Below are 14465 nucleotides of genomic sequence, written 5' to 3' on the forward strand. Positions count from 1 at the left end.
ATTAATCTACGTTATCATGTAAAAATGAATTATTGCTTCGCAACTGAATATCTTCGTTGTCATCAAGACCAACAGACATTCTCGAAGCCTTCAGATCAGAAGAATATTTATTATCATCGAGATTGACACCTTGTCGCTTATAGGCAGGTTCTTTTTCAATTTCATCAACTTTTGCCGAACTGAACTTGTAATTAAAATCTTTCATTTTACGACGTCTTTCATCAGCACGCTCTTTTAACATATCCGAGATCGGACTGTTCATTGGATCGACTTCGCCAGGAGCCACAACGTCATCTTGGGTTGGGATCACTTTTTTTTCAAATACAATATCCTCCTCAACTTTAGGCTGTTGTTTTGCCTTCGACTTGTTGATTGATGACTCATAAGTCATAAAATCATCAAGAGCGTACCGTTTTTCGCCAGATTCGTCAGCCTGGGTTACTGGAATAATTTCCACATGATCGTTAACCTTCATGTTTTTTGTTTCGTTATCCAGTTCAAAAAGAATTCGGTTTTCTTTTTTTGGAGGCTCTTCAGTTTTCTGATTGAACAAAGGCAAATCAAAGGTTAATGTGATCTGTTCGTCTTCCTCGAAAATTTCTTTTGGTTCCTCTGATTTCACTGGTTCAATAGGAGTAATGACAAAATCATCCTCATCAACGCTGTCTAAAACTTCGTCATAAACAACATTGAGATTTTTAATAAATTCTGTGGTCGGGATCAAACCCTTGTTAACATCATTTTTTTCTTCTTCTTCCACTAAAGTATGGACCACTACTTTTTCAGTCTCCTTTTCAAGAACAATATCAGGCGTTATAATTGCTGGTTCCCGTTCTTTCACTTTAACATCATTGTTGTCATCTTCTAAGGCGTGAATGACCCTTTTGGTTTCCGTATTTGAAATCTCATCTTGTTGTTCAATATCAAATCCGGTAGCAATAATGGTCACGGAAATAGATTCTTCTAATTTTTCATCCTCTCCAACACCCATGATGATATTTGCGCCATGGCCTGCTTCATTTTGAATATGGTCATTGATCTCTCCAATTTCATCGATAGTAATTTCCTGGACCCCTGAAACGATGAGCAACAAGACGTTTTTGGCTCCAGTAATTTTATTGTCATTTAATAATGGTGAATCCAAAGCCTTCATGATGGCATCTTGAGCACGCGTCTTTCCGGATGCTGTAGCAGAACCCATAATGGCCGTTCCGCTATTGCTTAAAACAGTCTTAGCATCGCGCAAATCAATATTTTGCGTGTAGTGATGTGTGATCACTTCTGCAATACCTCTTGAAGCGGTTGACAACACCTCATCAGCCTTTGAAAAACCAGCTTTAAAGCCCAAGTTTCCATAAACTTCCCGAAGTTTGTTGTTGTTGATGACCACCAAAGAATCACAATGGGCCCTCAATGTTTCAATTCCCTTCTGTGCTTGTTCGTTTCTTATCTTTCCTTCAAATTGAAATGGCATCGTCACAATTCCCACGGTAAGAATTTCCAATTCCTTGGACAATTTAGCAATGACCGGGGCAGCTCCAGTTCCGGTGCCTCCACCCATTCCAGCCGTAATAAATACCATTTTTGTATTGGTGTCCAACATTCTACGGATATCCTCCAAACTCTCAAGTGCGGCTTGTTCCCCCACTTCTGGGTTGGCACCTGCACCAAGACCTTCAGTTAAATTAACACCTAACTGAATTTTATTGGGGACACCACTGTTATGAAGTGCTTGGGAGTCGGTGTTACAGATGACAAAGTCAACACCTTTAATTCCTTGTTGGAACATGTGGTTAATGGCATTACCGCCGCCGCCGCCCACTCCTATCACTTTAATGACATTGGATTGGTTTTTTGGCAAATCGAATGCGATATTTCCAAATTCATTTTTATTGCTCATAATGTTTTGGGTTTTTTCTGGATTCTTAATTAATATTTTTACTTTAATTCTTGTTCGTACGGACAGTTGCGACCTGTCTCTACGGCACGCCCGCTGTGATAGGGCGTGTCCGTTGTGACAGGGCATCCCCTGTCACTACTCGGCGTTATCTAAAAAATCTTTGACACGCTCTGTTAATTTATCTAAAAATGATCGTCGCTCTTTTTTGACTGGCTTGACCACTTCCTCTTCTTCTGTTGCTACTGAAGGTGATGCCACTTCCTCTTCTGCCGCCTCCGCTTTCTCAATACGCTTGCGTTCCTGACGTTTTAAACCGTCCATAACCAAGCCTACTGCTGTAGCGTAGAGCGGACTCGCAATCTCCTCATCGCTATCACCCGCCAAATGCTCATTGGGGAAACCTATTCTGGTATCCATTCCTGTAATATATTCCACCAACTGTTTTAAATGCTTAAGCTGTGCGCCACCACCAGTTAAAACAATTCCTGCAATAAGTTTTTTCTTTTGCTCCTCGTGACCGTAATTTTTTATTTCAACATATACCTGCTCTATAATTTCGACAACCCGTGCGTGAATTATTTTTGACAGGTTTTTAAGTGTGATCTCCTTTGGCTCTCTTCCTCTTAAACCAGGAATGGACACGATTTCATTATCCTTATTTTCTCCTGGCCATGCGGAACCAAACTTTATTTTTAATAATTCAGCTTGTTTTTCTATGATGGAACAGCCTTCTTTAATATCTTCAGTAATGACGTTTCCACCAAATGGAATGACTGCAGTATGCCGGATTATGCCATCCTTAAAAACAGCCAAATCCGTAGTACCACCTCCTATATCAATCAAAGCCACACCAGCTTCCTTTTCCTCCTGACTCAACACCGCGTTGGCCGATGCCAAAGGCTCCAAGGTAATGCCCTCCAACTCCAAGCCTGAGCTTTTCACACAACGCCCAATATTTCTGATGGATGACACCTGACCTACAACCACATGAAAATTGGCTTCCAATCGGCCGCCATACATTCCGATAGGCTCTTTGATTTCAGCCTGACCGTCAATTTTATATTCTTGAGGCAATACGTGGATGATCTCTTCACCCGGGAGCATGACCAGTTTGTGAACCTGGTTGATCAAACGGTCGATATCCTCTTCATCAATGACCAATTCAGAATTGGAACGTGTGATATAATCACTGTGCTGCAAGCTTCTGATGTGCTGTCCTGCGATACCGACAGTTACTTCTTCAATTTTAACGCCGCTCTCAGCTTCTGCTTCTTGAACCGCCTGTTGGATGGATTGAATGGTTTGCGTGATATTGTTGACCACACCCCTGTGCACCCCCAAACTTTTAGCTCTTCCAATTCCTAAAATTTCGGCCTTGCCATATTCATTTTTACGACCGATCATAGCTACAATCTTCGTCGTACCTACATCCAATCCTACTGAAATTTTATTATTTTCCATTCTTTACTTTTTGGTACCTATAACCTGTTTATCAAATCTGAGATTAACGGCACTATAATTATTTAAAGTGCCATCTTTCATGGCTTTTTGATAGAAAGCCTTAAGATTATTTATCTTCTTATCCAATCGGTCCAATGACCCCAACTTTATTCTAAAATCATTCAGTCTGAATTTTAGATCAATGTTTCCATTTTCCTTCTGATGAATTTCGGTGACGTGGTTTTTTAAAAACTCATCACTTTGAATTTTTTTAGCAACAACATACACATTATACAATTCATTTTTAGTTACAAAACCAGTTACCAAAGGCACTCTTGACGAGTAATTTGTTGATAACGGCATATAAAAACCCTCATCGTCAATATAATAAGATGCATTTGTACTGACTCTTGCTATAGGTTTCTTTTGCTCGATCTCAGCGGTCAATATGCCATCAACACTGATGTACACTTGCGCGCGCTTAATCATGTCATTGGCGTTTAGGGCAGACTCCAATTCGTTCAAAGCTATTGTTTCTTTAGGCTTATTGGAAATACTTTCCTTGTTTTGTATTAACAACTTACTAACAGCGTCATGCGTTACAAACAAATTGTCATCACCCAAAAATTTAATATTTGGTTCACTCACTTTTCTTACCGAATTCCGAGCTGAGGAAAACGCAAAAAGAAAGACCACCAAGCAAAGCAATCCAATGATTTTTATATGATTATAATTTATTCTCAAGTTCTAAGGCTTGTTTTATAAGTTTTACTTGTTCTCCAATATCTCCTGCTCCTATAGTTAAAATAACGGGAGCATCAGAGGCTAACACCTCCGAAATCAATTTTGATTTTTGGACCAATTTCTTGTTCTCATTTTTAATTTTTGACAATAACCAATCAGAGGTGACCCCTTCCATTGGCAATTCTCTTGCAGGATATATATCGAGCAATAGAATCTGGTCAAATTGCGACAGGCTCTTTGCAAACTCATCTGCGAAATCACGAGTCCTGCTGTACAGATGTGGCTGAAAAATAGCCAACACCCTTTTTCCTGGATACATTTCCCTAACGGCCTGATGGACTGCATTAATCTCTCCAGGATGGTGTGCGTAATCATCAATAAACACCAAATCTTCCGTTTTGATTTGATAGGTAAAGCGTCGTTTTACCCCTCTGTAAGATGCTAAAGCTTTGGCGAGCTGTTGGTGAGGGATACCATATTCTACAGACATCGCCAAGGCCATTAGTGCATTCGACAGGTTATGTCTGCCAGGTAGGTCAAATTTAAAATTGTGTAGCGTTCCATTTGGCGTTTTTACGTCAAATTCATAACTGCCATTGATAATCTTTATATTTTGAGCGGAATAATCAGAATCATCTTCTATCCCGTAAGTAATGCCTTCAATTGGCAAACCATTCTTGACAAACAACTTGCCATTTGGTTTTAATTTTTTTGTGAACTCAATAAATGACTTTTCAAGTTCTTCCGGTTCACCGTAAATATCAAGATGATCTGGTTCCATTGAGGTCAGACCTGCCATATTGGGCGACAAAGTCAGAAACGAACGATCAAACTCATCGGCTTCAACTACAGTAACTTCAGTGCCTTTTAAGATGAAATTTGAATTGTAATTTTCACTCACACCGCCTAAAAATGCAGTAACAGGCACATTGCATTCATAGAGCAAATGTCCTAAAATACTTGTAGTGGTTGTTTTACCATGCGTTCCAGCAACGGCCAAACAAAATGTGTTTTTTGTGATTTCACCAAGCACGACAGAACGCTTTAACAATTCGAAATCATGGTCCTTGAAATAATTAAACTCCAAATGCCCTTTTGGAATTGCAGGCGTATAAACGACTAGAGTATCTTTCGGATTCAAGAATGCCGATGGTATTTTCTCGATAGCATCCTCAAAATGAATCTCTGCACCCAGCTCTTCCAATGCAACTGTGATGTCCGTTTTAGTACGGTCATAACCAGCAACCGACTTTCCTTCGGCAATAAAATAACGCGCAAGCGCACTCATTCCGATACCTCCGATGCCGATGAAATAGACGTTATTTGTTGTTTTTAAATTCAAGGTTACTTGTTTGTTGTTTCTTGTTTGTTGTTTTCCGCCTTCACGAAAGCTACGGACGGGCAAGCATGTTTCTTGTCTCTTGTCTCTTGTCTCTTGTCTCTTGTCTCTTGTCCCTTGTCTCTTGTCTCTTGTCTCTTGTCTCTTGTCTAAGACAAAACTTAATTCTTAATTCTTAATTCTAAATTCTTAATTCTTAATTCTTTATTCTTTATTCTTTATTCTTTATTCCTTATTCCATTTTTTTTCAATAGAATCTCAACTTCATCCGCAATATCTTTTGTCGCGTTTACCAAAGCTAACTTCTTTATATTCTCACCTAATATTTGTTGTTTTTCTGGCGATGCCACCAATTGGGCAAATCGGTTTTCAAAATCGACCTCCAGATCGGCTTCCTTTATCAATAATGCAGCATCCTTTTCAACAACAGCCATGGCGTTTTTGGTTTGATGATCTTCGGCCACATTGGGCGATGGAATGAAAATGACCGGCTTTCCTACCACACATAACTCAGAAACAGAACTTGCTCCCGCTCTTGAAATGATGAAATCTGCCGCGGCATAAGCTAGGTCCATCCTATTCAAAAAGGCGTGTACTTGTACATTTTCAGTAGCATCATAATTTTTATACACCTCATAATATAATTTTCCACATTGCCAGATCACCTGAACATTTTGGGTTTGAAAAAACTCCAATTCTTTTTCAATCAACTCATTGATTCTTTTCGCACCCAAACTACCTCCCAAAACAAGCAAGGTATGCCTACCTGTCTTCTGTTTAAAAAAACTCTTAGCTTCTTCAGTCTTCTCGTTAATCTTCAGTAAATCCTGTCGAATTGGATTACCTGTTTTTATCAATTTTCCTTTTGGAAAAAACCGCTCTAATCCATCATAGGCCACGCAAATTTTATCTACTTTTTTGCCCAATACTTTATTGGTTATGCCTGGAAACGAATTTTGCTCCTGGATCAAACTTGGTATGCCCTTGAAGGTTGCAATCTGCAATAATGGACCACTTGCAAATCCACCCGTTCCTATAGCCACATCAGGTTTAAACCTTTTAATAATTTTTCTTGCCCGCAGCAAACTGGCGATTAGCTTTGCTGGAAAAGCCATGTTTTTCAACGTCAACTTACGCTCGATTCCTGAAATCCACAGACCCTCAATTTGATAACCTGCCTGTGGCACTTTCTCCATTTCCATCCGATCCGAAGCCCCAACAAAAAGAAACTCTGCATCCGGAAATCGCGATTTTAGCTCATTGGCAATAGCAATGGCAGGATAAATATGACCTCCTGTACCGCCTCCTGAGAGTATGATTTTATATGTTTCTTTTTTAACCACTTATTTTTCAAATTCCAACAGCTTAAATAAAAGCTGCAGTATGATAAATTATTCTTTTATTAAACCTACAAGGTTTTTAAAACCTTGCAAGTTGATGAACTACCATGCAAGCCCATCAAATTGCCTCACTCAAGATCTCCAATGGGTTATCCAAGCCTTCTTCCTGCTCCTTTAATTCCTCACGTTTTGCACTGACACTTAAAATAATGCCAATAGCCATACAAGTCATCCAAATAGAGGTCCCACCACTACTGATCAACGGTAAAGTCTGCCCAGTTACTGGGAACAATTCTACCGCCACCGCCATATTGATGAAGGCCTGGAACACAATAGGCAAACCGACACCCAGAACCACTAATTTTCCAAACACTGTATCGGCTTTTTGTGCGATGATCACAATCCTAAAAAGCAGCCAACAATAGACTACCAAAATCACCATCCCGCCTATCAAACCATATTCTTCCACAATAATGGCAAAAATGAAATCGGAAGACGATTGTGGTAAAAAGTTTTTTTGAACACTTTTTCCAGGCCCCAATCCTGCTATATTTCCAGTTGCAATTGCAATCTTTGCCTTTTCAATTTGATAATCGGCTTCTGTGTCTTCACCATTCGAAAAATTCTCAATACGGCTCATCCAAGTATCAATACGATTTGGCATCACCTCAGGAAATGCTTTCGCAGTCAACACAAACAGCCCCAGCACCAAAATTCCAGTCCCAACAATTACCAATAGATAACGAATTGGATAGCCTCCGATAAACGTCAATACCATGACCATAGAAAACATTATGGCCGCAGTTGAGAAGTTAGCCGGTAGAATCAATATCAACACTAAAAAAACAGGCAACCATAAGGGCAAAATAGATTCGCTGAATGTAATCTCTCGATCTTGAATTTTAGATAAATAGCGGGCCACATACACCATCAATACCACAGCGGCGAATGTAGAAGTCTGGAACGACATCCCGACAATTGGAATCTGGATCCATCGGCTTGCATTTGCCCCTTCGATAGTATTTCCTTGAAACATGGTCAATACCAGCAAGATCAATACGATGGGCATCATGACTATGGACAGGCCCCTGAAATAACGATAAGGCACCCGGTGGACACCATACATAATGGCAAAGCCCAAGAACAAATGCATAAAATGCTTTACAAAAAATGAGAACGTACTACCTGAACTTGCCGTATAGGCCAGATTACTGGAAGAACTGTACACAGGAAGGAATGAGAAAATTGCCAATAATGCGACAATTGCCCAAATCAATCGATCTCCTTTTATGTTTTTATAAATTGCGTCCATTGTTATTTGACACTTTCCTAATGGAAAACCCTGTTCGTGTTATATTATATTCTCTAATTTAAATTCGCTCATTTTGTCCAACATTACGTACTGCAAAAATGCACATGCCCTGCAAGTAAAATAGACATTAAAAAGAACTTATAAATTCCTGACTGCTTCTTTAAATTGGCGTCCTCTATCTTCATAATTTTCAAACAAGTCAAAACTTGCACATGCAGGAGACAACAGTACAGTATCACCAGTTTCGGCTAGCTTGTATGCCATCTTAACAGCCTCATTCATAGATTGTGTTTCAACGATGGTGTCGACCATTTTCCCGAAAGTATTCAATAATTTCTCATTGTCAACCCCAAGGCAGATGATGGCTTTTACCTTTTCATTGATAAATGGAAACAATTCCCTGTAATCATTTCCCTTGTCAACACCTCCAACAATCCAAATGGTTGGCGACTCCATGCTGTCTAAAGCAAAATAAGTTGCATTGACATTGGTGGCCTTTGAATCATTGATATATCGGACCTTATTAATTTTCAACACCTTCTCCAATCGATGCTCAACACCTTGAAAATTCTCTAAACTCTCACGAATGGTCTGTTTTCTGATTTTTAATAAATGTGCGACAGTTGAAGCAGCCATTTGGTTCTTAATATTGTGCTTCCCCTCTAAAGCTAAATTTGTTGTTGACATAATTATTTGATTGTTATCTATCGTTATTTTTATTTCCTCTTTGTCTAAATACGCGCCATTCTCAATAGTTTTGGTCAATGAAAACGGCAATAATGTGGATTGAACTTTATGTGATTTGAGCCATTCTACAATCACCTCGTCATCGGCATCGTAAATCAGGTAATCGTCTTTGGTTTGATTCATGACAATCCTGAATTTTGATGCGATATAATTCTCAAACTTATAATCATATCGGTCCAAATGATCTGGTGTGATGTTCAGCAAAACAGCGATGTGCGGTTTAAAATCGACGATATCATCCAATTGAAAACTGCTGATTTCAAGTACATAATTTGGATAATCATGCTCTAAAATCTGCAATGCAAAACTTTTACCAATGTTGCCGGACAAGCCTACCTCCAACTCCTGTTTCAGAATGTGATGGGTCAAGCTGGCCGTTGTCGTCTTACCATTACTTCCTGTAATTCCCACAATAGTTGCATTAGTAAATTTTGATGCAAATTCAATTTCAGAAACCACTTGAATCCCTTTCTCTCTTATTTGCTTCACCAAAGCCACTTTATCAGGAATCCCTGGACTTTTCATGACGATGTCGGCGTCAAGAATCTTAGATTCTGTATGCTGTTCATCTTCAAATTCAATCTCATTATGTATAAGAACTTCTTTGTACTTTTCTTTAATCTTTCCTTTATCCGAAAGGAACACTTCGTAACCTTTTGCCTTTCCTAAAAGCGCGGTTCCTACTCCACTTTCTCCACCTCCTAAAATGACCAATCTTTTCATTTACGATTTGCGACTTACGATTTGCGATTGATTATTGTTAAATTTCGATTTTAAAACTCCCTGGATTTGGACAAGAAGAGAGTTTTAAAACATTACTGTTTACTAACTTTATTTATTACTCATTGCTCTTGACTTTCAAAATCATCTTTTGAACGCTAAGATTCCTGTCTTCGCAGGAATTGGACTATCTGATTTTCAACGTCACAATCGATACGATAGCGAGTAAAATCCCGACAATCCAAAAACGTGTGACTATTTTACTTTCATGGTATCCAGATTTCTGATAATGATGATGCAATGGAGCCATCTTAAAAATTCGTCGTCCTTCGCCATATTTCTTTTTGGTGTATTTAAACCATCCCACCTGCATGACCACTGATAAATTTTCCACTAAAAAAATACCGCACAGCACAGGAATCAGCCACTCTTTACGCACAGCTATGGCAATGACGGCGATAACTCCTCCTATGGTCAAACTTCCCGTATCACCCATAAACACTTGGGCCGGATAAGCATTATACCAAAGAAAACCTATAAGCGCCCCTACAAATGCCGCAATGTATATGGTGATTTCTTCCACCCTTGGGATATACATAATATTGAGATAATCCGAAAAAATGATGTTCCCTGATACCCAGGCAAAAATTCCCAAGGTGAGCACAATTATGGCCGATGTTCCGGCCGCTAATCCATCAATTCCGTCGGTAAGATTTGCTCCGTTTGATACTGCGGTAATAATAAAAATTGCTGCCAAAATGAAAATAATCCAAGTATATTTCTCTAAACCAGGACTGATCCAAGTCACTAAACTGGCATAATTAAATTCATTTTCCTTGACAAATGGAATGGTCGTTTTTGTCGATTTTTCTTCCATTTGAAACAATTTTGCCGCTTCTACGTTTGGGTTATCTGCCAAGATCTCCTTCTGCTGTATCGTAGGAAGTTTCTCTCTTATGGTAACATCCTCATGAAAATATAGCGTAGCACCCACAATAATCCCCAAACCAACTTGTCCCAATACCTTAAATCTCCCCTTTAGCCCTTCTTTATCGTTTTTGAATTTTTTAATATAGTCATCCAGAAATCCGATAACACCCATCCAAAGCGTGGTTACAACCAACAGAATGATATAGATATTATCAATTTTAGCGAACAAAATCACTGGAATCAAGGTTGCAATAATGATAATGACACCTCCCATGGTTGGTGTTCCGGCCTTTTCAACCTGTCCATCCAATCCTAAATCCCTGATGGTCTCCCCCACTTGCTGTCTTCGCAAAAACTTAATTATGCGCTTCCCATATATTGTTGATATAAGCAACGACACGATAATTGTCATGGCCGCCCTAAACGTAATGAATCCGAAGAGGGAAGATCCAGGAAAATCAACGTGTTGTTTCAAATATTCAAAGAGGTAATAGAGCATCTTTTATTGGTTTCTTGTTTTTGGTTTAAAGTTTTTAGTTTTCTCTTAATGCTTTGTACTTAATTCTTACTTTCCGAGTTGTTTCAAAAATTGTTGAACTATTTTATAATCGTCAAAATCGGTTTTTACCCCTTTAATTTCCTGATAGGTTTCATGGCCTTTTCCTGCAATAAGAATAATATCGTTGGGTTGCGCAATTTGACAGGCGGTTTTAATGGCTTGTTTCCTATCGGTAATGGACATCGTTTTTTTGAAATTTTGCGGTTCCACCCCTTTTTCAATGTCTTCTATAATGGTTTCCGGGACTTCGCTTCTTGGATTATCACTTGTAAAAATGACCTTTGTACTCAAAGTGGATGCGATATTTCCCATTTTAGGGCGTTTTGTTTTATCTCTGTCTCCACCGCAACCAACCACTGTTATCAATTCTTCGTTTTTGGTGCGAATGCTATTGATGGTTTCCAATACGTTCTGCAAAGCGTCTGGCGTATGGGCATAGTCAACGATGGCGGTTATTTTTTTGTCAGAAATCAAATATTGAAATCGTCCAGACACACTTTCCAACTCGCTTATCAATCGCAAATTCTCCACCTTATCAAGACCCAGTAAGTCCGCGGCAGCGTAGATGGCCAAAATATTGTAGGCATTAAAATTGCCTATTAAGCGCGTCCATACTTCATTATCATTGATCTTAAGCAATAAGCCCGTAAATTGATTTTCTAAAATCTGCGCCCTATAATCGGCGTATGTCTTTAAAGCGTAGGTGTATTTTTTTGCTTTGGTATTCTGAAGCATGACCAAGCCATTCTTATCATCGATATTGACCAGTGCGAATGCATCCTTGGATAAATTATCAAAAAATAATTTTTTAACATCTCGGTATTCCGCAAAAGTGCTGTGATAGTCCAAATGATCGTGCGAAAGGTTCGTGAAAATACCACCTTCAAAATGAAGCCCTTCTGTTCTGTTTTGGTGGATACCGTGAGAACTCACTTCCATAAAGCAAAACTCGACACCAGCGGCACTCATCATACTTATATACTTATTGATGGTCAAGGAGTCTGGTGTGGTATGTGTTGCTGGGTATTCTTTAGTATCAACCATCACTCGAACGGTCGACAATAGTCCCACTTTAAATCCGGCTTTCCTAAATAATTGATAGAGCAATGTTGCGACCGTGGTCTTGCCATTGGTTCCGGTGACACCAATCAATCTTAAATTTTGTGAGGGATTTCCATAGAAATTAGCTGCCATAAACGCTAAGGCTCTACTCGCACTTTCTACTTCTATATAAGTAACGCCATTATGTAAGTTTACTGGTAGAGTTTCGCAAATGATGGCAATGGCACCCTTTTCAATCGCTAAGTCTATATAGTTATGGCCATCTGTTATATTGCCCTTAATGGCAACAAAAACATCATCTTGGGAAATATTTCGAGAATCAAAATGCACGGCACCAATCTGCACGCTTGTACTGCCAACAACAGCGTTGATGGTGACCCTATACAATATGTCTTTTAACTGTACCATTATATATCCAAATAGACTTCTTGATTCCGTTTTATTTTGACCCCTTTTTCAATAGATTGTTTTTTGACTACACCCACACCCTCAATTTTCACCCTTAATCCCATATTCTCCAAAAGCGCCAATGCATCCATAGTTGGCATTCCCCTAACATCAGGCATAATGGTTTTGTATGTTTGGGCAACCTCGTAATAGTTTTCAAAATCCTTTTTCACAATTGAATTTTGAAAATCCAAAGTTTCAACCTCGTCCGTGATAGGTGTGTCCGTAAATATTTTTTGAGCTATTTTCTTAAAGACAGGACCAGACACATCAGCACCATAATAACCAACACTTTTATCTGGTTCATGAATGACGACAATACAGGAATATTTAGGATTGTCAGCAGGAAAAAAGCCAGCAAACGAAGAGATATAACTCAATTTATCCTTATTGGCATAATCCTTTTGACAAGTTCCGGTTTTTCCTGCCATTGAGAAATTAGGCGAATACAATTTGCTCCCCGTACCATGTTCAACAACATTTTCCAATAATTTTTTAACCTTATCAACGGTTTCCTGGGAACAGATTTTCGGATTGATAACCTCCTTTTTGAAAGGCACAATCGTTTTATCAAATTCTCTAACTTCTCGTAAAAATTGAGGTTTTACCATTTCGCCGTTGTTGGCAATGGCATTATAAAATGTCAAGGTCTGCAGAGGTGTAAATGACACCCCATAACCATAAGCCATCCACTGTAAGGCAATACCACTCCAACGTCCGTTTTTAATTCTTGGATCCGGAATTATAGGATCTGGCTCACCAATAATTGGCAAATCCAAGCTATTGTTCAAATTCATAGCGTACAAACGATCGATGAATTTACTGGGCTGATCCTTATAAGCTTTGTCAATGGCTGCTACAATTGCTGTATTGGACGAGACCTCAATGGCTTTTGCAATAGTGATTTCCCCATAGCCACCATGCTTGGCGTCTCTAACTTTTTTTCCATAGAAACTTAAGACACCTTTTTTGGTATCGACCACATCACTGGTATCAATCACCTTGTCTTCCAGCGCTGCGGTTATCGCCATGATCTTGAATGTAGATCCAGGCTCACTACTTTCGCCAACCGCATAATTTAAACGTTCGTAATAATGCCCGTCCGAATTTCGACCCAGATTTGAAATCGCTTTGATCTCACCTGTTTTGGTCTCCATGACAATGACAGACCCATGGTCTGCCTTATATTTTTCGAGCTGTTCCAACAAGGCATGATGTGCAATGTCTTGAATATTGACATCTATTGTTGTATAAACATCGTAACCATCTCTTGGCTCCACCTCATTATAATCGGTAATTGGCTTCCATTGGCCCTTACCAATTTTTTGTTTCATACGGTGGCCATCCTTTCCCCTCAGATACATTTCGCCAAAAGCACCATCAATTCCGGCCCTCACATAATGGCCGTCCTTATCTATACGTTCATAACCAATTGAACGTTGCGCAATGCCCCCCATGGGATGTTCGCGCTTGGTAGTTTGCTCTACAATGAGCCCACCCCTAAAAGCACCAAGACTTAATAATGGAAAGTTTCGAATCCGCGCATAATCCGTATAACTAATATTTCTTGCCAACAGAAAATATCTGTTTTTATTAGCTCTGGCTTTGCGCAATTCCTTTTCATAATACGCTGATGATTTTCCAGAATATTTAGATAAAGAATCACTCAATGGCTTTAAGAAATTCTCAAAAGTTTTAGTGGTTGGAGTCAAGGCATCAAATCGGATGTCATATTTTGGAATGGACGTGGCCAGCAAACTTCCATCAGAAGCATACACATTGCCACGGTTGGCAGGAATGGTGACATTCTTAACGGTACGTCTCTCCGCTAAGTCACGGTACTTATCACCATCCACCATCTGAATGGTAAACAATTTGAACACCACGGCCAATGCAAAGACAAACATGACGCCTGCTACAAAATA

General features: G+C 39.3%; 10 protein-coding genes. All 10 read right to left on the reverse strand.

The genetic code is table 11. The features are described 5' to 3' along the window. Nucleotide 1: 1 nt before the first annotated feature. Complete coding sequence (gene ftsZ / locus G6N06_RS00800; protein ID WP_163514153.1) at nucleotides 2-1900, reverse strand: cell division protein FtsZ; 1899 nt, start codon at nucleotides 1898-1900, stop codon at nucleotides 2-4. A 135-nt stretch (nucleotides 1901-2035) separates the two neighbouring features. Next, nucleotides 2036-3361: a cell division protein FtsA gene (ftsA, locus tag G6N06_RS00805; RefSeq protein WP_163514154.1), complete on the reverse strand. Its 1326-nt coding sequence runs from the start codon at nucleotides 3359-3361 to the stop codon at nucleotides 2036-2038. A gap of 3 nt (nucleotides 3362-3364) precedes the next feature. After that, nucleotides 3365-4084: a cell division protein FtsQ/DivIB gene (locus G6N06_RS00810; protein ID WP_163514155.1), complete on the reverse strand. Its 720-nt coding sequence runs from the start codon at nucleotides 4082-4084 to the stop codon at nucleotides 3365-3367. Then, nucleotides 4068-5426, reverse strand: coding sequence for a UDP-N-acetylmuramate--L-alanine ligase (gene murC / locus G6N06_RS00815; RefSeq protein WP_163514156.1), 1359 nt, complete (start codon nucleotides 5424-5426; stop codon nucleotides 4068-4070). Before murC ends, G6N06_RS00810 begins: the two co-directional genes overlap by 17 nt. A gap of 215 nt (nucleotides 5427-5641) precedes the next feature. Next, entirely contained in the window at nucleotides 5642-6766 is a 1125-nt protein-coding gene (murG, locus tag G6N06_RS00820) for an undecaprenyldiphospho-muramoylpentapeptide beta-N-acetylglucosaminyltransferase (protein ID WP_163514157.1), read from the reverse strand. Nucleotides 6767-6881: 115 nt separating this feature from the next. Continuing rightward, complete coding sequence (locus G6N06_RS00825; protein WP_163514158.1) at nucleotides 6882-8075, reverse strand: FtsW/RodA/SpoVE family cell cycle protein; 1194 nt, start codon at nucleotides 8073-8075, stop codon at nucleotides 6882-6884. Nucleotides 8076-8213: 138 nt separating this feature from the next. After that, the gene (gene murD / locus G6N06_RS00830; RefSeq protein ID WP_163514159.1) at nucleotides 8214-9545 is read right to left on the reverse strand and encodes a UDP-N-acetylmuramoyl-L-alanine--D-glutamate ligase; all 1332 of its coding nucleotides are present in this window, start codon (nucleotides 9543-9545) and stop codon (nucleotides 8214-8216) included. Between the two features lie 184 nt (nucleotides 9546-9729). Continuing rightward, a complete protein-coding gene (mraY, locus tag G6N06_RS00835) occupies nucleotides 9730-10971 on the reverse strand; it encodes a phospho-N-acetylmuramoyl-pentapeptide-transferase (RefSeq protein ID WP_163514160.1) in 1242 nt (413 codons plus the stop codon). A gap of 66 nt (nucleotides 10972-11037) precedes the next feature. After that, nucleotides 11038-12501 (reverse strand): UDP-N-acetylmuramoyl-L-alanyl-D-glutamate--2,6-diaminopimelate ligase, encoded by a 1464-nt coding sequence (locus G6N06_RS00840; RefSeq protein WP_163514161.1) that lies wholly within the window; start codon nucleotides 12499-12501, stop codon nucleotides 11038-11040. Further along, nucleotides 12501-14447 (reverse strand): PASTA domain-containing penicillin-binding protein, encoded by a 1947-nt coding sequence (locus G6N06_RS00845; protein ID WP_163514379.1) that lies wholly within the window; start codon nucleotides 14445-14447, stop codon nucleotides 12501-12503. Before G6N06_RS00845 ends, G6N06_RS00840 begins: the two co-directional genes overlap by 1 nt. Nucleotides 14448-14465: the final 18 nt, after the last annotated feature.

The organism is Gelidibacter japonicus, from assembly GCF_010725055.1.
Taxonomy (GTDB): Bacteria; Bacteroidota; Bacteroidia; order Flavobacteriales; family Flavobacteriaceae; genus Gelidibacter; species Gelidibacter japonicus.

Coding starts and splice junctions, on each gene's coding strand:
- ftsZ (WP_163514153.1), bottom strand. CDS start 1,900: ATGAGCAATAAAAATGAATTTGGAAATATCGCATTCGATTTGCCAAAA.
- ftsA (WP_163514154.1), bottom strand. CDS start 3,361: ATGGAAAATAATAAAATTTCAGTAGGATTGGATGTAGGTACGACGAAG.
- G6N06_RS00825 (WP_163514158.1), bottom strand. CDS start 8,075: ATGGACGCAATTTATAAAAACATAAAAGGAGATCGATTGATTTGGGCA.
- murD (WP_163514159.1), bottom strand. CDS start 9,545: ATGAAAAGATTGGTCATTTTAGGAGGTGGAGAAAGTGGAGTAGGAACC.
- mraY (WP_163514160.1), bottom strand. CDS start 10,971: ATGCTCTATTACCTCTTTGAATATTTGAAACAACACGTTGATTTTCCT.
- G6N06_RS00840 (WP_163514161.1), bottom strand. CDS start 12,501: ATGGTACAGTTAAAAGACATATTGTATAGGGTCACCATCAACGCTGTT.
- G6N06_RS00845 (WP_163514379.1), bottom strand. CDS start 14,447: ATGTTTGTCTTTGCATTGGCCGTGGTGTTCAAATTGTTTACCATTCAG.